This window comes from Oceanobacillus sp. FSL W7-1304 (genome assembly GCF_037969805.1).
Lineage (GTDB): Bacteria > Bacillota > Bacilli > Bacillales > Amphibacillaceae > Oceanobacillus > Oceanobacillus profundus.
The window spans coordinates 3,473,728-3,495,886 of the sequence record NZ_CP150211.1 but is presented as its reverse complement, the minus strand read 5'-3'; the positions used below and the strand labels follow the sequence as shown (position 1 = coordinate 3,495,886).

Here is a 22,159-nt window from a genome sequence, read left to right as displayed (position 1 = left end):
AAACTCCTCCTTTAAAATTATACCGAAAGACTCTCTGATACGTTGACCCTACTAATAAATTCAATTGAACAAACATCACCTAACTCGTAAGCCGGTTCATTCAATTTCAATACATTATCTGCTCTTGAATCAGAAAATTGATAAAACTCCCCATGTAAGGTTGTTGTTCCTTGTTTCACTTTCACTACATAAGTTCCAGGTCTCGGAAAAATAGATTTATCACTTGGCTGCACAACTATATTTCCATTGATTTTATACGGAAGAATGTTAACGCTCACCTCATAATTCGAGCCTACATAATAAGGCACCACATTCACATTCCCTTCCATGACCAATCTTCTTATAAGCGTAGAGCTTATTTTTTCCTGCAAGTAGGTTTTTTTAGGGATAACCGATAAACCAAACCCACTTTTTTTCGATTCTTTCTGGAGTAGTTGTGTATTTCCCTGCGCCTTAAAACCAAACGTGAAATCAAAACCGACAACGACGTGTTTCGTGTTTGAATTCAATATATATCTCTGGATGAAGTCAGCCGGAAGGAATGAAGCGAAAGTGCGATCAAATTCCATAACAAATAACTTATCAACTCCCATGGCTTCCATTTTTTTAATTTTTTCAGGTAATGTCATCAAGTACTTACGATTCTTATTCCCTTTTAAAACTTCATCTGGATGTGGGCTAAATGTCATCGCAGTAAATAAGACATTTTGCTTTCTCGCAAGTTCCTTGGCACGGTTTAATAATTCTTGATGACCTAAATGCACCCCATCGAAAAATCCGATTGCCATAATATGAGGTTTCTGAGATATTTGGTCATCCAAGTGAGTCAAGTTAATCACTTCCATTACAGAATTCTCCTTCCTGCTGCATTGTTTTCTAGCCTACATTCATATTATTCAATTCCATTCATTACTTCTATGACATTTTTTGTTTAAAATACTTTTATTTTAAAACACTTTCTGTTTGTGTTCCTGATTTTGTTAATATGGATGGTTTCTTAATGTTTTGGCTTTCTAAAAACTCATCGACCATTGCTTTGTATGGTTCTTTATTATAATTGTCAAAGTAAGCCATACCCATTTTTACTGGATCTCCAAAGAAGTAGTACTCATAATGTGTCTGACGGCTTCCAAATGAACTCATCGTCATGTCCCATGCGAGACGGAATAATTGAACACGTTCAAAACCTTCCACGTTTTTACCTTGCATGGCTCTGTTTAAGATTGGTCCAAGTTCCGCGCTAGCAAAATCATCATACGTCGGAATCCCCATTAATCCAGATGCACCCAGTATTCTTAAGATTTCTGCTAGACGCGGATATACGCGTGGGAACCAGTTTCTTGCAGCATTCAATGCTTCAAAGTCTGGTGTCATCATGCCCCATCTATCAATTTTTGCATTGTGTTCAGCTCTGTACAGATGAGACTTCATATTTTCCAGCGTAAGCATGATTTCTGTCCCTTTGTCTTTTACATGCTGGAATCCGTCAATACCGATTGAATCCATCAGCTTAAGCACGACACCAAGCAGAAATTCCACTTTTGCAACATCTTTTGCAATAACCTGATGGGACATGTGCACAACAGCATTTGTTTCAGCAAATGCGCCATTACAAATCTCGGAATCTTCCAGAATGAAAATACGATCCCAAGGAACAAGTACGTTATCAAAGGAAACAATCGCATCCCCTTCTTCGAACTGGGAGGCTACTGGATGATCATACCCATTTTTCCCATAATCAAATGATTCTCGGCTTAGGTATTTCAATCCCGGCGTATTATTTGGTATTGCAAAAGCAAGTGAATAAGGATCATCTTTTGCTCCTGTTCTTACTACCGTCGATGGGAAAACGAAAATTTCATCTGTGATACCAGCTTGTGTTGCAAGTAACCGAATACCGTCAACAATAACTCCATCATCATTCTTCTCCACTACGTGTAAAGCAACATTAGCATCTTTTTGTTCCGCTTGAATTTTTGCACGGTTTACTTGCGGGTGGATCAATGTATGTGTAAGACTGATGTCATTTTCCCTAGCGTATTCTGCATATTTTCTAGCGTTCTCAGCAAATTGCGGATTTCCTTTGCCGTAATAGTCATATGCTTTTTCCATTGTCATAACTTCTGAATTTAAATAGTCTGGAGAGCGTCCCATTAAACCTTTTGTAATGCCCTGCCACTCCATAATCGCTTCTCGACGTTCGATTAAGTCTTCGATTGTTTCTGGTGCCATAAAGGTCTTCCCTACTTTATCACCGGTTGTTGGAGATGTATAAAGCATTTTTTCAGGTTTCTCATATTGTAAATCATACAATTTTGCCATGGATTGGACTGCACCCTTAAACGCTGGATGTGTTGTCACATCTTCTACTCGCTCCCCATGGATATATACGTTGTTATTTGCTTTCTTTAAATTGTCAATGTACTGCTGTCCTGTTTTAGCTGGCATTACTTTATCCTCCTTTAATTTCGATCTGATTTTCTTCCATTTTTTCAAAGTTGTTTTCTAGACCGTCAAAATGTATTCGTTTTCATAATGTGTTAAAAAAATAAAATGATTACATATCGTTGTGGTCAGAGATCAAACCTTGCATATGCTTTTAAAATATTTTAATAATTCAACCTTGTTTGTATAGTAACACGGAATCAAATATATGAAAAATATCTAAAATATATGATTATCATACATTTTAGATATACTATTATATATAATTTGCTATAAGATGAATCTGGGATTAGATGAATTAATTTTTTGACTTTTTCGTTATTTGATACTATTATTTCTTTATACATACTTGGTTTACTATCATAAGAGATATCGAGGTGGAGAAAGATGGATATGAGACAACTGCGTTATTTCTATACAATTGCAACCGAGGGACAAATTACACGGGCAGCTAAAATACTTCATATGGCACAGCCTCCTCTTAGTCAAAGTTTAAAAGCATTAGAAAGTGAAATAGGTGTCCCGCTGTTTGAAAGAAATGGCAAGAAAATGGAACTTACTGAAGCTGGGGAAGTTTTATACAAGAAAGCAGATTATTTTTTCAAGTTTTTTGATGAAGCGCTTACAGAGGTGAAGGAAACAGGGGAAGGTCTAAAGGGACAATTGACTGTTGGCTGTGTAAAGACACTTTTTTCTCATGTACCGCAAAGAATAAAATCTTTTCGTGAAAAATATCCAAACGTCACCTTTGAATTAAGAGAAGGGGACTCTTATCTTCTTGCAGAACAGCTTAATAATCGAAACATTGATTTGGCAATCGTTCGGCTCCCTTTAGATATGGAACCTTATTCAAGCCTCTTTCTGCCAGAAGAAAACTATGTAGCTATTATGCCTGAGCAATGGGCAAAATCCTATGAATCCGAAACCATTACCATGAACGAACTTGCCAATTTACCTTTACTATTATTAAGAAGAATTAGTGGTGTTGGTCAATATGAGCTGATTATGGATAAATTTGAAAAACGAGGACTTACTCCCAATATCGTGACAGTTTGTCCAGATGTGGACATGATTCTCGAATTGGTCAATGTGGAAGTCGGAGCTTCGATTTTACCAGCATCCATACTCAAGAAACATTTTAATGCTGGAATAAAAGGGTTTGCCATTGAAGACGAGACGATTATTTCCAAGTCCGCAATCATTTGGCTAAAGGATCGTTATCTTTCCAAAAGCAAGCAACGCTTTATCGAATACTTTGAGGAATCTATCGGAAAATAAAAAGGCCAATTCCTTCAGATTTGAAGTAATATAAAGAAATTGACCATAAATAAATGTCTCAGTCGAGGCTCTTTGGCCATAATCAAACCTCGAAGAACAACAAATGACTTCAATCCGGAATGTAGATTTTAACGCTTGTTTTAATGCTACAAAACTCAAATACTTTATAAAAAAGGAAAAAACTATCATTCTTCTTTTTTCAATAATACTGTAATAAACAGATTTGTTTAATAGTATTTAAGAATTTTCAGGAAACAGAGCATCCTATTTCACACCAATTTTTGGCATAAACTTAAAATAAAACATGGCCTAAAGATATTCCTATAATAATATATATCAGAAAAACACCTATTGCCCACTTAGCAGCATATTTTTGGACATCCCCTAAATTAACCTTTGTCATCTCTGTTAACAAGTACATTGCTCCAACCAGCGGACCAATGAAACCAAAAGAGGTTCCGTATAACGATGCAATAGCAATCTCCATTTCACTAACCCCATATATGGAAGCAGTCTCCGCTATTACAGGAATAATGCCAAAATAAAAAGCATCGGGGCCTATTAAAAAGAGTCCGGGAATACTAAGAACAGCAATTACAATTGGAAGAAAGGATCCAATTCCGTCTGGGATTATAGTGATTAAACTCTGCGCCATAGCTGCGGACATTTGTGTTTCTTTCAATATACCGGCAAAAACCCCGGCAGCAAGCATGATACTCGTAACAGATAATGCATTGGGAGCATGTTTTTGAACTCTTTCGCGTTGATCAATAATCGATGGATAGTTTATTAATAATGCGATAGCAGTCCCAAGAATAAATAACACTACTGGTGGCAGCCATTCCAAAAGCAATGCTGCCATGATAACAATCGTTAGAATAAAATTTAGCCATCTTAGTTTGGGACGCTTTATTACCACATTTTCTACAGCAGCAGACATCATACTTTCGGTTTGATCGTTCATGTTCAAATAAGGTTTGTGTATTCCGAGTCGAGCCCTTTCTTTCCGGCCAATAATATATGCAACCAAAACAATATATATCATGCTAACAATCATCCCAGGTACCATTGTCCTAAATAGACTTGTAGGATCTAAGTTCAAAACACTTGCAACCCGACCGACAGGGCCACCCCAAGGAACTAGTGTTGTAATACCAATTTGCAATACCGTTATAGATGCTAAAATAATAGGTTTTATCCCCAGTCTTATATAAATTGGAAGAAAGGCGCTCACAACTATAATAATCGTAGTGGAACCATCACCATCTAAGCCTACTATACCTGCTAATATAGCTGTCCCTACAATAACTTTTAATGGATCACCTTTTGCTATCTTTATAATCTTGTTTGTTAGTGGCTCAAACAATCCCGTGTCAATCATGATACCGAAATATAGAATTGCAAACAGGATTAGGAGTGCTGTTGGTGCTGTATTTAAAACACCATCCATCATCATCGGACCCAGTTGAAAACCAAAGCCTCCAATAATCCCGTAGATTACCGGTACGATAATCAGGCCAGTAAAAGGTGTCACACGTTTTGACATAATAAGATACAAAAATGTGATTACCATCAGAAAACCTAAAATAGCTAACATAATTGCCCTTCCCCCTTTATAAAAAAACATTGAAATCGTTTACAATTTAGTAGAGTCTTCATTACTATTTTGTTTTCATTAATAAGTTATTATCCAAGTAGCATGTGATCAATCATCCATTATCAATAGATTAACGAATTCATATATAGATATTTGGGATTATTCCAAAAAATAGAGTTAGATTGAATGTAATAGACTTATAATTTACCCTCTTAAAAAAGTCAATTGAATGAAGTGGTGGTTTGCCTAACGATATCCACCACTCCCATTGTCACTTAAGCTAAAATAATATCCATATAATTTGTTTATAGCAATTTTTAAGTTTATTGCTTACTTTTTATTTTCGGTAGATATTCTGAGTTATTTTCACCTAATTCAGGTCCAATAGTTCCAATATCGCCAGGTGTTTCGGATAATTTTGGCACAACCCCCGGGACTCTGACACTTTTCCCATCCGGCAATTCAACTGTTTGTAGCATGTCTCGTGCCTGGTATTGTTCATCATTTACGATGTCTTCTATACTATAAATTGGTCCTACTGGTACACGGGCTTCATCAAGAATTTGCTGTACCTCTTTTTGAGTATGCTGCTTTGTCCAGTCTTCTATAATCTTATCAAGATAATCAACATTTTCTGCCCTGCCTTGATTACTCGCGTACACGGGGTCTTCCGCAAGTTCAGGACGTTCCATTGCATTCGCAAAACGTTTAAATATACCGTCACTGTTTGCTGCAATCACGATATATTTCCCATCTCCACAAAGATACGTATTCGATGGTGCTATTCCTTCCAGCGTAGCTCCAGTTCTCTCTCGAATGATCCCTTTTAGGTCATATTCAGGAAGCACACCCTCTAATAGAGAAAAAACAGATTCAGTAAGTGCAACATCAACGTATTGACCTTTTCTTGATGGTACATTATCTCGGACTCTAAGTGCCATCAGTGTACCAAGTGCTGCGTATAAAGCAGCGATAGAATCCCCAATAGCTAAACCGACACGAACTGGTGGACGATCAGGAAAACCTGTTAGATAACGCAGGCCGCCCATTGACTCTGCAACACTGCCAAATCCTACTTTATCCCGATATGGACCGGTTTGACCATAACCGGATATTCGAGTCATAATAATGCTTGGATTTACTTGTTTTAAATCTTCATAACCGATTCCCCACCTTTCAAGTGTACCAGGGCGGAAATTTTCAATTACCACATCCACCTCTTTTGCTAATTCCCTTATCATTTCCTGTCCTGCTTCTTCACGAAGGTTAATCGTAATGGATTTTTTATTTCTTGCATGCACATACCACCATACAGATGTATCATGGTGCATGACTCGCCAGTTTCTTAAAGAGTCACCTTTTCCTGGATCCTCTACTTTTATTACTTCAGCACCAAATTCACCAAAGATCTTTCCAACAAAAGGAGCAGCTACAAAGTTTCCTAATTCTAATACTTTAATTCCTTCTAGTGGTTTTTTCATTATGCCCATCCTCTCTTAACTCGATAAACTTATTGAATACTTAATATTCAGATATTGTATACAAAAAATTACACACTTGTTTGCTTTTTTACCATATCCTGAAACATCTGATCCGTATTTTTTAACTTATCTATATCTATTCCAGTCTCTATTCCCTGCCTTTCCAAAAAGTTTACTACTTGACTTGCCTGCACATTCCCTGGTGCTCCTGGTGCATATGGACACCCGCCCAATCCTGCCTGTGCTGTATCATAGATATAAACGCCTGATTGAATACCTGCTATAATATTGGCGAGCGCATATCCATAAGTGTCATGAAGATGCAGACTTAATGTCAGGTCAGGATACTTGTCTTTAATACGACTGCAATATTCATATATCATTTTTGGTGTTGCTTTTCCTATGGTGTCTCCCAAACCAACTTCATCCACGCCATTTTCAACCATTGTCGTAACGATTCGTTCAACTTCTTGATAAGGAACCTCTCCTGCATATGGACAAACAAAAGCAGTGGCAACTGCCCCCATTGTTTTTCGGTTATGACTTCTTGTTTTGCTTATTAAATCACTTACATGTACCAGCGATTCATTTGTCGTCCGATTCAAATTGGCTTCATTATGTCTCGTACTGGCTGAAAGGAAGAAAACCGCAGTATCAATATTGGTCTTCAAAAACCGTTCGAGACCCTTTATATTTGGAACCAAAGCATCGTATTGAATACCTGGAATTTTAGGAAGTCTCTTCGCCAGCTCATCAGCATCGCTAAGGGCTGGTACCCACTTTGGATGGACAAAGGAAGTAACTTCAATACGTCTAAATCCAGCATCAATAATCTCATTTAAACCACCAAGCTTATTCTCTGCTCCAATAAAAACGGATTCATTTTGAAGACCGTCTCTTAACGTAACGTCGCGAATGCTTACTTTTTCAGGGAAATTCACGTGTAAATCCACTCCTTTTGATTTATGATAATGAAGTAAATGAATCATTTACCAATTCATTTAGTTGTATCCATATTGTTCCAAGTAATAATTATAATCCTTTTGAATATGGTCTCTCATATGTTTTTCTGCAGATTTAGCATCTCTGTTTAAAATATCGAAGCAGATTGCTTCATGTTCAAAGAAGCCTTCTACCATTCTGCTTGTTTTTGTAAGAATAATGTTTCGGTAGAATAGAATCAAGGAATGAAGCTGATTCATCATTTTGATGAGAAAAGGATTTTCACTGCATTCCAAGATTAAATCATGGAAATTTCTACTTAACTTCTTCATATGCTCAAAATCTTCTGCTTCCATAATGTCCTTCATTTTCCTAAGCAGTTCATTTATTTCTGTTAACTGTATATTATTGCTGCGTTCAGCTGCAAGTGATGCAGCCAGAGGCTCTAAACTTAAACGACACTCATATAAATATTTAAAATCATCACTTGTAGGTCTGAAAACTCTCACTCCACCCCGGGGATGACTTGCTACAAGCCCCTCACTTTTCAATTGCTTTATAGCCTCACGTATGGGACTCCTGCTTACCCCTGTTTCTTCTGCAATTTGTTGCTCCACAACTCGTGTCCCTGGTCCCAGTTTTCCATTTACAATTTTGTCGTGCATATATTCATACACTTGAACTTGAAGTGTCTTGGATGTATCTAGTATGAATGTCAATTACCTCACCCTTTTCATAAAATTCAATTAGTGTATACAATCAACTGCAAATTTATAAATTAATCTTATATTTTATAATATTTCTCAGTATAGATTAAGTTGAGTTTCATTATAAACATGGAATAATCTACAGTCAATATTTTTTGAATACTCAGCCAGTTTTTGCGTGCTTTGCAGAGATGGGAGGAAGCATCAGCTCCCCCCTTCTATTTATTATCTTCCTGAAACCTATTACCCCATCTTACTTTCTTCAATTGATTCAAACTGAACAGGATTTACTGCTGCAGCTTCCGTATATGTCAGCGTTTTCCCAGTAATTCCAAAAATTATCGTCAGTATTGGGCATAACAAACAAAAGAAAGCAAATGGCAAATACGCTAGAGTCGGTACTCCTAAAACACTTGTTATAAAAACACCGCATACACTCCATGGAACTAGTGGATTAACTACGGTTCCGGCGTCCTCTGCAACTCTTGATAGATTTTTATTTGCTAAACCGAGTTTTTGATATTGCGACTGGAACGTTTCTGTTGTTAATAGAATAGATAGATATTGTTCCCCTACCAGCACATTGACTCCGATAGCATGGAGAGCAGAGCCAGTGATTACTGACTTCGCAGATCGTAACATTCTTTCCACGGCTTCAAATAGTCTTGGGACAATCCCTAACTTAAACAATAATCCTCCCATTCCTAATGCTAGCAAAATGATTGCAATCGTAAAAAACATACTTTCCATTCCGCCCCGTGTCAGTAAAGAATCGATTTGTTCAATACCTGTCTCTGACACATAGCCTCCATATAATATTCCCAGCAGCCCACCAATTGAAGGAACAGCATGAAAAAATGATATAAGAATAGCACTTACTGCACCAGCTGTAAGCGATAATAATGCTGGGGCCTTGAAGATAGAGAAAATAACTAAGACAGCAAGTGGAATGACCGCATTATACCAGTGAATCAGCCCTGTCCCCAAAAGCCCTTGCTGATATAACTCCATTTCACTGAAATTTACAGTTGAAATACTCGGTGATATAATTCCGAAAATCACCAGTCCAATCAGGAATGCCGGAACTGTTGTCCACATCATATTTCGTATATGGTCAAACAAATCAACCTTCAGAATACTGGAAGCCATATTCGTTGTATCTGAAATCGGAGACATCTTATCACCGAAAAATGCACCAGATACAATTGCTCCGGCTGTGATTGCCAGTGAAATATCAAGAGCCTGGGATATACCAATAAAAGCTAATCCGACTGTTGCCACCGTTGTTAAAGAGCTCCCCACACAAATTCCAACGACAGAGGTTACGATTAAAACAATGGCATAATAAAAACGTGGTGTCACTAATTCGAATCCAGCATAAATCAAAGTCGGAATAGTTCCACTATAAATCCATGCAGCTATTAAAATACCAATCATAAAGAAAAGAAAAACGGCCCCCATTCCAGATGTAGCCCCTTCTGAAAAACCTTCCTGTAATTTTTCATAAGGGATCTTTTTAATGATTCCATAAATAACTAACATTAACAATGAAATCGTTAAAGGTATATGTGGAGGAGCTTCAAAATAGATAATACTGACACTCATAATAGCGATGATAGCTGAGATTACGAGGATAGCCTCAGGCAACGACGGCATTTGCTCAGATTTAATTCGGAACATAATGAATCTCCTTCATTTTAATTTGTTGTTAGATTAACTGAGTTCTACTAGTAGCAGTTTTGGTTTTTCAAGCAATGCCTTGAACCTATTCGTAAAGGCTATTGCATTTCCTCCGTCTGTAACACGGTGGTCGAATGTGAGCGTCACGTTCATCATTGATCTGATAACGATCTCATCATTTTCGTTTACAACAGGCATTTTTTTCGTTTTATGAAAAGCCATTAATGCGACTTCTGGATAATTGATGATCGGCGTTGCACCGATACTTCCCATTGGTCCAACATTGCTGATCGTAAAGGTGCTTCCGGTCATTTCTTTCGGTGTCAGTCTATTTTCTCTTGCTTTCTTCATCAGTTCTTTCATTTCTTTGTTAATAATGCGGATTGACTTATTATCCGCATTTTTAACGACTGGAACAATTAACCCCTCTTCCGTATCCGTTGCAATGCCCATATGAACCCCTTTTTCCAATCTGATTTCTTCTTTTTTCTCATCAAGTTTGGCATTAAAGATTGGATGTTCTCTCAATGCTATCGTGAGCGCTTTAATAAAAAATGCTGCAACAGATACATCGGCATGAGGCTTAATCTCTTTTCTGAACTGCAGTAACTCAGTCATATCAATTTCTTCCATGTGATGAACATGTGGGATCGTAAAGATGGATGTTGTCATTTTTTTTGCGATTTGTTTGCGCCTGCCTTTAAACGGAATAATATCCGTTTCCTCTTTTTCACTGACCGACTGCTTTTCTGCTGTCCCTTGAAAAAATTGCTTTTTTAACTGTTTAACAGCAGGCTTGACTTTTGTTGCAGCGCTCTCTCTGTTTTGAGCAAACTGCTGAACATCTTCTATGGTAATACGTCCAGATTTCCCCGTTCCTTCTACAAATTCGATATCCACATCAAGTTCTCTCGCAATCTTCCTCGTAAATGGTGCTGCTTTTATTCGTGTTGGCCCGTTTATTTTTTCGGGTTTCGTTTGTTTTTTTGCATTATCACTCGCTGCAAATTGTATAGAATGATTTGATTCTTCTTTTTGTGTTTCTGCAGCCTCTTTTTTCTCAATAGAACCCTCTGCTTCAATCGTCAAAATCGTTGTTCCTACAGGGATAGTCGTTCCCTCAGCAATATATATTTTTTTAACAACCCCTTTGGCTGGCGCTGTTAACTCGGCAACCATTTTTTCTGTCTGCAATTCTACAATTGGCTGATCTTCCTCAACTTGATCTCCTTCCTGAATAAAATAAGCTAGTACATCCCCTTCTGTCATTCCTTCTCCAATATCATGTAATTTTACTTCTACCATTCACTCCACCTCCTTTAAAAATGAATCACTTTATAAATTGCATCCGTTACACGTGCTGGTGTCGGGATATTATGTTCTTCCAGAGCCCAAAAAGGCACATGAACATCCGCACCAGTGACACGCTCAATTGGTGATTTCATATATAAAAATGAAGTATCATTTACAATCGAAATAATGTCATTTCCTAATCCCCCGGTTGCTGGAGCTTCATGAACAACGACACAGCGCCCGGTTTTCTGCACAGATTCGGCTATAATAGCTTTATCAATCGGATACAACGTGCGTAAATCAATGACGTCACAGCTAATCCCTTTATCTGCTGCCTGTTCGGCTGCCTTCATTGCAACGGGTACCATTGCCCCCCAGGCAATCACCGTTGCATCGTCTCCTTCTCGCAAATACTTCCCTTTTCCAATTTCAATTTCATATTTTTCTTCTGGAACGTCTCCTCTGACAGCACGGTATAATCTTAGTGGCTCAAGAAATAGTACCGGATCTGGGTCCTCTATTGCCGAAATAAGAAGTCCTTTTGCATCATGTGGATTAGATGGACAAACGACTTTTATCCCTGGCATATGGGTGAATAATGCTTCCATACTATCCGAATGGATTTCTGGAGCACGTACTCCTGCTCCATATGGTGCACGAATCACAAGTGGTACGGTAAAGGCACCTTTGGTACGGTAGCGCATTCTCGTCGCATGTGTCATAATTTGTTCGTATGCAGGGTAAATAAAACCTAAAAACTGAATTTCTGCTACTGGCAACAGTCCGTTTATTGCCATCCCAATCGAGGATCCGATGATTCCTGCTTCACTCAATGGTGTATCAAAAACCCTCTTTTCTCCAAACTCTTCCTGCAAGCCATCCGTTGCCCGAAAGACACCGCCATTTTTTCCAACATCTTCCCCTAATACCACGACTTCTTCTTTTTCGTTAAGCATGGTACGCATTCCATCAGTGATAGCTTGAATAAGCGTCAATTGTTTCGTTTTCGCTATCGTTATCATCTCATCTCACCCCTCGCAAATGGTTCATATATTCTTCCTTTTGCTGTTCAATCGTCCATGTCGGTTTTTCGAACATGTAATCATAAATATCATTCACATCCGCTGGTGGCATCGTCTCCAACTCTTTTACTGCCCTATCAATTTCTTCCTTTACTTCCTCTTTTAACTGTTCTACGACTGTTTCATCCCAATAACCGTGCGCTTTCATAAATAATTCTAATCTTGTAACCGGATCATTTTGACGGTGTTTTTCATTTTCTTCTTTTTGATTACGATACTTCGTCGGATCATCTGCAGTGGTATGGGCACCATACCTCCATGTTACGGCTTCAATTAAACTTGGTCCTTCCCCATTTCTCGCTCGTTCTAATGCTTTTTTTGTTTCAAAATAAGCTGCAAAAATGTCATTCCCATCAATTCGAATACCTGGGATTTCATAGGCAATTGACTTCTGAGCAATCGTCTTGGAATTCATTTGTCTCCAGATTGGAGTCGAAATGGCATATTGATTATTCTGATTAAAGAAGACAACAGGTGCTTGAAATACACTAGCAAAGTTTAATCCTTCATGAAAATCACCTTCTGAAGTTGCGCCATCTCCAAAATAAGCAATAACAGCTTGTGAAGAATTTTTATATTTATTTGCCATCGCTATTCCAGCTGCAAGTGGCAGCTGTGTTGCGATTGGAACAGAAGGTGGTAATATATTTTTTCCTTTAGGTGGAAGATTCCCTTCCACTCGTCCATTCCATGAAGATAAAATAGTATAAGATTTTCCAAAGCTAATACTTGCCGCATGATCTCGATATGTTGGCAACATCCAATCATCTTCATCGAGTGCTAGAGCACTTCCCACCTGTGCTGCTTCCTGCCCTTCAAAGCCTGGGTAAGTACCGAGCCTGCCCTGGCGCTGCAGGTTAATTGCCTTTTGGTCAAATGCCCGCATACAGATTAGCTGTCGGTAAAATTGCTGTGCTAATGCATGATCAATTTGATTAAGATATGATTTATCTATTAGTTCTCCATTTTGGTCCATGATTTGCACCATTGGAAATTCTTCCTGGATGTCTCTTTTCATGTCCATCACCTCTTTGACTCTTATTTTTAGATTCTATAAGTAAGCTTTTCGTTCACATAGGGTTTTAGATTATTTATATAAAATTAAATATTTATTCTCTTATATTCCATTTCGGTCTACGCTTGCGAGAATAAAAATTGTTTCGATTTCGCTGTTCATCCAATACGCTGCGTACTTTTCTATTTGCTGCTTCTACTGTTGTAATCGCATCCATTTCTGCTTGCTGATAAATATCATAAAGCGAACGGTAAATTGCTTTTGTCTTTACAAGTACTCGTTTAGAATTCGGACCATATAATTCATCCGCAACCTGAATTAGTCCTCCGGCATTAACAATATAATCCGGGGCATATAAAATTCCTTTTTCGTGAAGTGTTTTTGCGTGATTTAGAGTTTGGAGCTGATTGTTCGCTGAACCAACAATCGCTCTTACTTTTAGCTGACCAATGGTTTGGTCATTAATGATTGCCCCCATTGCACAAGGAATAAAGATATCTGCATTCGTACTATAAATAGCGTTACTCTCTACCTCATGGATTTCACCGTTTGTATCTTTTGCTTTTGTTTTAATCTGTCTCAACACATCTTGATTAAGGTCCGTGACATAGATTTGCGCTCCAGCTTCCAGTAATTGTTCGGCCACCTTATAACCGACTTTTCCTAATCCCTGAATGGCATATGTTCTGGTTCCTAAATCGTTATTTTTAAATAAGTATTCATTGGTTGCCTCTAAGGCATGAATCACTCCACGTGCGGTGGAAATAGAAGAATCTCCGCTGCCTCCATAAGCTTCTGGAATTCCGTTAATAAAATTGGTTTCCTTATATGCCTCCACAAAATCATCGGTTGTTGTTCCCATATCTGTACCTGTATAAAAACGTCCGTTCAAAGAATCAACAAATTGTCCGAATGCGCGGAATAGTGCAGGGGATTTATCTTTTTTGGGATCACCAATAATGACCGCCTTTCCTCCACCAAAATCAAGACCAGATGCTGCACACTTATAGGTCATTCCTTCTGACAATCGGAGAACATCCTCCAGTGCCTCATCAACACTTTCATATGGATACATCCTTGTTCCGCCCAATGCAGGACCGAGTGTCGTATCATGAATGGCTATAATTGCTTGAAGTCCCGTTGCCGGATCATTACAGAACATCACTTGTTCATGATTTGCTATTGTTTCAAATGTATTTTTCTCTATTGGTTTGACTATTTCAAGCTGTTTCAAGAAGACTACCTCCATTTATTTGTTTAACTGCAATTGTTCATTTAATTTGCTTTGCATCGTATTTTTTGGCAGAATTGCCTGCTTTACTTCCCCTTCACCAATGATACCGTTTTCATTTTTAGCAATAACCTTTGTTATCACTTGTTTTTCGGTAATACTTGTTACAACAGCTTCCATCTTAACTTTCGTACCTAGTGCTGATGGGGCGATATGCTTGAGTTTTACAGCTGCTCCTGCACTTTCTTCTTGTCCCCCCAGATAGGGAAGCAACAGATCTCTTGATACCCATTCCATATGATAGACCATGGAAGCGGTGGAATAAGCGGGATGTACTAATTCGTCGCCAAATTGTGCAAACATATCTTCCGTCACTACTATTTCAAGAACGGCCCAATCCCCAACTTTCAATCCTTCCTTCATTTCTTTCACCCTTTCCCCAAAGCCTTGAATGACAGCATATTTGTTTGAATAAGTCCATATAAGGTTAAAAAACATCTAACTTTTTACCATCTTTATTATTTTCAAAATATTACATTTCCAATTATATTCACCCGACAGTTAACTGTCAACCAAAAATAAATAATAAAATAAAAAATCTTAATCCATTTTTGATTGGATTAAGATTTGATATGCATCAAGACACCTTCCAGAGCCTTTTTAATATGGACACTCATTAGATTGGCTGCTTCTTCTTCATTCCCGTTAAGCATCCATTCATAAATTTGTTCATGGTCTTCAATAAAAGAAGGGTAAAACGATCCTCCGACCATACTCTTTCGCATATAATGCGTTTTTACTTTAATAACTTCAAGCAAATTAATCAGTTGGCCGTTGTTAGATGCTTCGGTAATAATTGTATGGAATTGCTGATCCAGCTGACCAAGTTCTGGAGAATCCGGTTTCACTTTTTTCGTTTCCTGTAAATTATGAGCTAAACTTTCCTTCACTTCATCGGTCAGATTCTTAATAGCAAGACGGATCGCTAACACTTCCAGACTTTCCCTGCACTGAAATATATCTACAACATCGTCAACTGTTGGCTCATACACCTTTACGAACCCATCATTATATATTAGTAAGCCATCCTGCGTTAACATACGAATCGCTTCTCTTACGGTTCCCCTGCTAGTCCCTAACGTACTTGCGACCTTAGCTTCTACGACACGTTCAGCAGGCTTTAAATTTCCTTCCATAATTGCTTCTTTAATCAAATGATAGGCTTGTAAATGCAAGGATTCTGACTTAATAATTTTACCCATCGTAACAGCTCCTTCTGCTAAACTACTCTGCATATATAAAATAGTTAATTGTAAGTGTTTACGTCTACTAATATAGCACAAAAATATGCTGGACGGATAGAAGTTGGATGTACACATTATCAGTTTATGATAAAAATTTGAGGACTACTGGAATTACAGACGCTACGTGATTGTATTCTATAAATCACCAAAAATGAGCTACATTCTCAGTAGCCCATTTTTTCACATTTTATCTATCGATTCCCCGATTCGAGATTTTAATTTCCCTCTCCACATCCAGTGTTAAAATGGTGTAGCGAACTAGCTTTTCTTGGATAATAGCAAACTAGCTTTTCTATTAAATTTCACCGACTGATTAGCCTTTTCATTTCTTTAGCTACAATTTTCGGATGAGCTGCCGCTGTTATCGCACTTCCAACAATAATGATATCTGGTTCCTCTTGAACAATTTCAGACAATGATTCCAAATTGATCCCCCCTGCAACCGCTATTTTAAAAGACGATTCCTTTACTAGAGAAAACAAATCAGTTGTAAAACCGCCTTCTGATTGCTTGTCTTTTCCAACATGGAGGCTAACGAGACTTACACCCAGCTGTTCAAGCTCTGTAATTCGGTCCTTTGAACGTACTTCGAGCAAATCAACCATTACCTGAGTCCCCATCTCTTCACCTGCCTGCAGCGTATCTTTTATCGTTAAGTCAGAAGCTAATGCCATAACTGTCATTATATCTGAGCCCGCTTTAAAGGCCTGGTATGCTTCATGCCTGCCCGCATCACATGTTTTCATATCGGAAAGAATCAGCTTATCTGGATAACGCGCTCGCATTTCCTTTACAATCGCCATGCCATATTCTTTGATAACACCCGTCCCTATTTCGATAATATCAATATATTCCTCTACTTCTTCTACCAGACGAAAACATTCATGTTCAGTAAGTCTGTCCAATGCTAATTGCAGTTTCATTATTTGTACCCCATTTCTATCGCTCGATACGTTCAATTTCACCGAGTTTGCCTTGAACATCTTCATAATATGGCAGTCCTTCATTATCGCCAACAACACTGACAACCATCGAACCGATCGTATTTGCAAACTGTAATGTTTTTTCAAGCGGCCACTTATTCAGGATTCCATAAAGCACACCCGCATTGAATCCATCTCCAGCTCCTACCGTATCAGCAACCTTGTTCGCTTTAACAGGAGGTGCTTCCACAATTTCCTCATTGTAATAGCCGACAGATCCATTTTCACCTTGCTTTACAGCTATATAGGAAATTCCCATCTCCTTCGTCTTTTCAATAATTGCTTTGGGATCCTTTTCACCAATAATAATATCCATCTCTTCATCCCCTGCTAACAAGATGTCAACATGGGGGAGGATTTCCGCTAACACACGACTTGCTTCTTCCTTGCTCCACATCCGAAGTCTTATATTTGGATCAAAAGAAATTAATAGATTGTTTTTCTTCGCTAGTTCGATTGCTTTATGGATAACGTCAATATGAATTTCACCAATTGCCGGATAAATCCCTGTTATATGGAGGATCTTTGCCTCTTCAAAATAGCCTTCATCTAAATCTTCCGGATGCATTGCTAATGTTGGAGATTTATCACGATAATAAAACGTTCGGACATTTCCATCTTCCACAATTTCTTTAAAATTTAACGATGTGGGATATCCATCCACTAATTTGACCTGTGACATATCTATTCCTTCGCCACGGGCAAAATTATAAATATATTTGCCAAATTCATCATTGCCTAATCTGCTAATATAACCAGCTTTCAGTCCTAAGCGCGAGCAGCCGATTGCTAGGTTCAGCTCTGCTCCACCAACCTTTTTCTCAAACATATTTACGTACTTCATTGGTCCTGTTGATTGCGGGCTAAATGCAATCATTGCTTCACCAATTGTAATCACATCATTCATTTTTAGCTGCCTCCTCTTGACATTTACCTTTCTAAAATGTCAATCCTTCCTTCTCTTGCAATGATCACATTATGAGCCATTTGTGGAAACAAACCTGTTTCGACGACTCCTGTGATCTGTTTCAATTTCTCATGCAGTGCTTGTGGATCTTCAATACTGGCAAACTTACAATCTACAATATAATTTCCGTTATCGGATACGAATGGTTGACCATCTCTTTTTCTCAATACTGGAGTACATCCAAATGCGGCGATTTGTTCTGTTGTCACCTCAAACCCAAATGGCAATACTTCAACTGGGAGGGGGGAGTCTCCTAATTTAGATACAGTCTTTGATGAATCCACAATAATAATAAGCCTATCAGCTGCTTGATCAACAATTTTTTCTCTGACAAGTGACCCGCCACCACCTTTTAAAAGGTGGAGGTTCGGATCCACTTCATCAGCTCCGTCAATTGCGATATCAATCTTTGTCGTATTAGAAAAATCAGTCAGTGGAATTCCTAATTGTTTCGCAAATCGTTCTGTTTTTAACGAAGAAGGTATACCTTTGATTGTAAGTCCTTCTTTAATACGTTCAGCAAGCTTTTCAAGCATGAAATTGACGGTGGAGCCGGAACCGAGTCCGACCGTCATCCCATCTTTTATATATTGTATAGATGCTTCAGCAGCCATCTGTTTATCTTCCATCATTATCTCTCCTAACAGGGTTTTAACTTTTGCTAAAATAATCCAGGATTAATCATTTTCGGTATAAAAAATGCGATTTCCGGGAAGAAGGCAACAAACAGCAACACGACCAAAATAATTGCAATGTACGGGATTACTGCTATAAACGACCTTTCAATGGACATGTTCCCAATCTTCGCAGCAAGCAATAAACATAGCCCATATGGTGGTGTAATCAATCCAATTGCCAATGTAATAACGACAATCAATCCCAAATGAACGGGCTCAATTCCAAACTGCAATGCTGTCGGAAGAATGACAGGTACAAATAAAATCATTGCTGGAATCGCATCCATAAACGTCCCAACAAACAAGAAAAATGCAATCACGATGATAATAAATAACCACTCTGTTCCAACATTATTCGTAAAGAACTCCTGTGCAAGCGTTCCGAGCTGGTAATAACTCATTAATTCTCCAAGCGCACTTGCTGCTGCTAGGGCAAACAAGGATAAGGAGCTTAATGCAAGGGTATCCATTAAAATACCTGGTAAATCTTTTACGCGTAATGTTTTATAGTAAAACATACATACAAGCAGTGTATATAATGAAGCAACTGCCGCAGCTTCTGTAGCAGTAAAGAAGCCTGTAATAATCCCTCCAATAATAATGATCGGAGTGAGCAGTGCTGGAATAGCCTCCACCAATAATTTCATAAATTTCTTAACCTCAACACGCGCATCCCTTGGGTAATTCCGTTTAATTGCCATGAAGTAAACGAAAACCATCATTCCTAAGCCAATTAGGATTCCTGGTATGATTCCACCAAGGAACAATGCTCCAATTGATGCATTGGTCAGACCTGCAAAAATAATCATTGGGATACTTGGCGGTATAACCACTCCAACTGTTGATGATGCTGCCGTTACCCCAACGGCCGTTTCCTTATCATAGCCTTTTCGGAGCATACTCGGAATCAGTATTTTTCCAACCCCAGCGGTGTCTGCCTGTGCTGCACCAGAAACACCGGCAAACATCATGGATACAAGGATATTGGCATGTGCAAGTCCTCCACGAATTGGTCCAACAATTGCTAAAGCAAGATTGATCAGTTTTTCAGAGATTTTACCGGAGTTCATTAAATTTGCAGCTAATATAAACAATGGAACCGCAAGCAGCACAAATGAATCCAGTCCATTAACCATGGACATTGGCACGGTAGCTTCAGGTGTGTAAGGGATTCCAAAAATACCGAGCAATGCGACTATCCCGATAACAAACGCTATTGGAACACCGATGAGCATTAACACAAGAAATAAACCAATTAATAAAAATCCCATCACTCACTTACCTCCTTCACTTTAGCTGCCTGGACATGATCAATTAGGTGGGACACGGAATAAATAATCATCGTTCCTGCCATTAATGGAATAGCAATCCAAACATATCCCATCTTCATTTCTGGTATCGTTGCCCATGTATAATTCCAAAATTCTGTTACAACTTGCAAACCGAGCAATAATATACAACTATTAAAAACAATTAGAACTAAATCATTGAATATACTTAAGGACATTCTTTTTTTTCCGTTCAATTTTCGGATTAAGAAATCAAAATTAAAATGTTCTCTGCGATTCACCATTACTGCAGCACCCATAAAGATTCCCCAAATAAAGGAATAATTCGCTACCTCTTCTGTCCAAATAACGGATATACCAAGGTGTCTGGTTACGATTTGCAGCATAATGATGAGAAAGAATATACATAGAAATGTGACACCGGTGATAATCTGTACTTTTTCAAGTACGTTTACGAAACGTTTCATGATAGGACCTCCTTCGATTATTTACTCTAGTTCTCTTATCTTTTGCAGTAATTCTTCCGCTTCAATTTCTTTTACAAAGTCATCCAAGATTGGCCGGGCAATTTCAATAAATGGTTCTCTATCAATCTCATTGATGATTGCTCCATCATCTATGGCCTTTTCCTTATATTCAATATCCTGTGCATTCGTTGCTTCACGTTCAGCAACTACAGATTGTTCAGCTGCATCTAAAATAATTTCTTGATATTCTTCTGGGAAGTTATCAAATTTTTCACCATTGAATAAGACAAGTCTTGTTGTATAATCATGAGCTGTTTCCGTTATATACTTACCATTGGAAGTAGTGTGATGTGCTTGTTGCACAAAAAATGGGTAAGCGTTTTCGGAAGAGTCAACAACATCCTGCTGCAAGCCTTGATACAACTCGCCCCATGAGATAGATGAAGGAATTGCACCAGTCTTCTGCCAGAAATCAGATATAACTCCAGATGTTTGCGTTCTTAGAGAAACTCCCTTCAAATCATCTACGGATTCCAAAGGAACTTTTCCATAGAAATGTCTAACCCCCGCTGACCAATAGCCTAATAGTTTAAAAGAGTTATTGGATTTTTCATTAATGATAGCTGCCATCTCTTCTCCAACTTCTCCATCTACTGCTCTTAACCAGTGATCATAGCTATTAAACAAATATGGGGCAGAAAAAATATCCACTTCTCGAATTCCCGTTTGTGTCATTAGACCTGGTGAAACAACAACAAGGTCAGCCGCCCCGAGCTGCAGCTTTTCAATTAGCTGTGATTCTTCCGTACCAATTGTACCGGCATGCACTTCTACCTCAATTTTCCCATCTGATTTTTCTTCAACAACTTCTTTAAACTTCAGCAAACCGACCTGGTATGGATTATCAGGCGATGTCTGATTATGAGCTGTAATCAATTTAATTTTTCCATCGTCCTCTGCCTCTACGTCATCCGTATTACAGCCAGCCAATAGAGCAGCAATGGATATAAAAATAATCATAATAAAAGTATAGTTACGATTTTTCATGTGATAAGCCTCCTTATAAATATTGATATTTATCTTTCAAGCTCATTTACCTTTTCTACATACGCTCTTGCCGTTTGTATTAAATGAAGGTAATCTTCATCTGTCTTTAGTTGTTTTGCATTTACAAGATTGCTTCCAATTCCAACTGCTGTACTTCCTTTGGAAAGGTATTCATTTATGTTTTCAAGTGTAATTCCACCAGTAACCATTGCCTTCACATGCGGTAATGGACCGAGGATATTTTTTACATAATTTGGTCCGAATGCATCTGCCGGGAAAATTTTAACCATTTGGGCACCGCTTTCATAAGCGGTCAAAATTTCTGTTGGCGTCAGGACTCCAGGTATATTTAAAATTCCATAGCGATTTGTTAACTTTAACGTTTCGAGATTCAGTGTTGGGGATACGATAAATTTCGCTCCCGCCATAATGACAGATCTTGCTGTTTCTGGATCAAGTACTGTTCCAGCACCGATATTTATTTTATCCCCTACTTGTTTGACAGCGGTATCAATTACTTGCAAAACATTTGGAGTTTCTGCAGTAATCTCGACTGAGTAGACCCCCCCTTCGTATAAAGCATTAAGAATCGGAACAATGTTGTTCACATCTGCTTTTCGAATAACAGCTACTATTTTATGTTGCTGAATTTGTTCTACTAAATTCATTTACGA

At 38.2% G+C, this 22,159-nt stretch carries 21 protein-coding genes; 1 reads left to right on the top strand and 20 read right to left on the bottom strand.

Translation table 11 applies throughout. The annotated features are described in order from the left end of the window. Positions 1–17: 17 nt before the first annotated feature. A complete protein-coding gene (locus NYE61_RS17385; RefSeq protein ID WP_303449833.1) occupies positions 18–845 on the bottom strand; it encodes an FAD synthetase family protein in 828 nt (275 codons plus the stop codon). Between the two features lie 97 nt (positions 846–942). Further along, complete coding sequence (hpaB, locus tag NYE61_RS17380) at positions 943–2,448, bottom strand: 4-hydroxyphenylacetate 3-monooxygenase, oxygenase component (protein ID WP_303449835.1); 1,506 nt, start codon at positions 2,446–2,448, stop codon at positions 943–945. 384 nt (positions 2,449–2,832) lie between these two features. Here hpaB and NYE61_RS17375 point away from each other — a divergent pair, with 384 nt between their 5' ends. Next, positions 2,833–3,723: a LysR family transcriptional regulator gene (locus NYE61_RS17375; RefSeq protein ID WP_095308093.1), complete on the top strand. Its 891-nt coding sequence runs from the start codon at positions 2,833–2,835 to the stop codon at positions 3,721–3,723. Between the two features lie 292 nt (positions 3,724–4,015). Here the strand turns inward: NYE61_RS17375 and NYE61_RS17370 are convergent, their stop codons facing one another. The 18 genes from NYE61_RS17370 to NYE61_RS17285 form a co-directional block, all read right to left on the bottom strand. Then, on the bottom strand, positions 4,016–5,320 hold the full coding sequence (locus tag NYE61_RS17370; protein ID WP_303449838.1) for a citrate:proton symporter: 1,305 nt from the start codon (positions 5,318–5,320) through the stop codon (positions 4,016–4,018). Positions 5,321–5,643: 323 nt separating this feature from the next. Continuing rightward, positions 5,644–6,801 carry a CoA transferase gene (locus tag NYE61_RS17365; RefSeq protein ID WP_303449840.1) on the bottom strand — a complete coding sequence of 386 codons (1,158 nt, stop codon included), beginning with the start codon at positions 6,799–6,801 and terminating at the stop codon, positions 5,644–5,646. Positions 6,802–6,869: 68 nt separating this feature from the next. Beyond that, positions 6,870–7,790, bottom strand: coding sequence for a hydroxymethylglutaryl-CoA lyase (locus NYE61_RS17360; protein ID WP_095308087.1), 921 nt, complete (start codon positions 7,788–7,790; stop codon positions 6,870–6,872). Positions 7,791–7,802: 12 nt separating this feature from the next. Next, positions 7,803–8,462 (bottom strand): GntR family transcriptional regulator, encoded by a 660-nt coding sequence (locus NYE61_RS17355; protein ID WP_303449843.1) that lies wholly within the window; start codon positions 8,460–8,462, stop codon positions 7,803–7,805. 231 nt (positions 8,463–8,693) lie between these two features. Next, complete coding sequence (gene nhaC, locus NYE61_RS17350) at positions 8,694–10,130, bottom strand: Na+/H+ antiporter NhaC (RefSeq protein ID WP_303449845.1); 1,437 nt, start codon at positions 10,128–10,130, stop codon at positions 8,694–8,696. 33 nt (positions 10,131–10,163) lie between these two features. Next, positions 10,164–11,435: a dihydrolipoamide acetyltransferase family protein gene (locus tag NYE61_RS17345; RefSeq protein WP_251661121.1), complete on the bottom strand. Its 1,272-nt coding sequence runs from the start codon at positions 11,433–11,435 to the stop codon at positions 10,164–10,166. A 14-nt stretch (positions 11,436–11,449) separates the two neighbouring features. Then, positions 11,450–12,445, bottom strand: a complete 996-nt coding sequence (locus tag NYE61_RS17340) for an alpha-ketoacid dehydrogenase subunit beta (RefSeq protein ID WP_095308077.1) — start codon at positions 12,443–12,445, stop codon at positions 11,450–11,452. 1 nt (position 12,446) lies between these two features. Continuing rightward, complete coding sequence (gene pdhA, locus NYE61_RS17335; protein WP_251661123.1) at positions 12,447–13,523, bottom strand: pyruvate dehydrogenase (acetyl-transferring) E1 component subunit alpha; 1,077 nt, start codon at positions 13,521–13,523, stop codon at positions 12,447–12,449. A 91-nt stretch (positions 13,524–13,614) separates the two neighbouring features. Then, a complete protein-coding gene (locus tag NYE61_RS17330; protein ID WP_187393114.1) occupies positions 13,615–14,754 on the bottom strand; it encodes an amino acid dehydrogenase in 1,140 nt (379 codons plus the stop codon). 15 nt (positions 14,755–14,769) lie between these two features. Further along, the gene (locus NYE61_RS17325; protein WP_095308127.1) at positions 14,770–15,174 is read right to left on the bottom strand and encodes a thioesterase; all 405 of its coding nucleotides are present in this window, start codon (positions 15,172–15,174) and stop codon (positions 14,770–14,772) included. Positions 15,175–15,371: 197 nt separating this feature from the next. Continuing rightward, positions 15,372–16,013: a GntR family transcriptional regulator gene (locus tag NYE61_RS17320; protein WP_158586192.1), complete on the bottom strand. Its 642-nt coding sequence runs from the start codon at positions 16,011–16,013 to the stop codon at positions 15,372–15,374. A 344-nt stretch (positions 16,014–16,357) separates the two neighbouring features. Beyond that, positions 16,358–16,978, bottom strand: coding sequence for a 3-hexulose-6-phosphate synthase (gene hxlA, locus NYE61_RS17315; protein ID WP_251661127.1), 621 nt, complete (start codon positions 16,976–16,978; stop codon positions 16,358–16,360). A gap of 16 nt (positions 16,979–16,994) precedes the next feature. Then, positions 16,995–17,945: a sugar kinase gene (locus tag NYE61_RS17310; RefSeq protein ID WP_303449853.1), complete on the bottom strand. Its 951-nt coding sequence runs from the start codon at positions 17,943–17,945 to the stop codon at positions 16,995–16,997. Between the two features lie 23 nt (positions 17,946–17,968). Further along, on the bottom strand, positions 17,969–18,637 hold the full coding sequence (gene rpiA, locus NYE61_RS17305; protein ID WP_095308067.1) for a ribose-5-phosphate isomerase RpiA: 669 nt from the start codon (positions 18,635–18,637) through the stop codon (positions 17,969–17,971). Between the two features lie 29 nt (positions 18,638–18,666). Beyond that, positions 18,667–19,953 carry a TRAP transporter large permease gene (locus NYE61_RS17300; RefSeq protein ID WP_095308065.1) on the bottom strand — a complete coding sequence of 429 codons (1,287 nt, stop codon included), beginning with the start codon at positions 19,951–19,953 and terminating at the stop codon, positions 18,667–18,669. Next, positions 19,953–20,438 (bottom strand): TRAP transporter small permease, encoded by a 486-nt coding sequence (locus NYE61_RS17295; protein WP_303449855.1) that lies wholly within the window; start codon positions 20,436–20,438, stop codon positions 19,953–19,955. The genes NYE61_RS17300 and NYE61_RS17295 overlap by 1 nt, the downstream gene beginning before the upstream one ends. Positions 20,439–20,459: 21 nt before the next feature. After that, a complete protein-coding gene (locus NYE61_RS17290; protein ID WP_251661134.1) occupies positions 20,460–21,485 on the bottom strand; it encodes a TRAP transporter substrate-binding protein in 1,026 nt (341 codons plus the stop codon). 29 nt (positions 21,486–21,514) lie between these two features. Then, complete coding sequence (locus NYE61_RS17285) at positions 21,515–22,153, bottom strand: bifunctional 4-hydroxy-2-oxoglutarate aldolase/2-dehydro-3-deoxy-phosphogluconate aldolase (RefSeq protein ID WP_095308060.1); 639 nt, start codon at positions 22,151–22,153, stop codon at positions 21,515–21,517. Between the last annotated feature and the right edge of the window lie 6 nt (positions 22,154–22,159).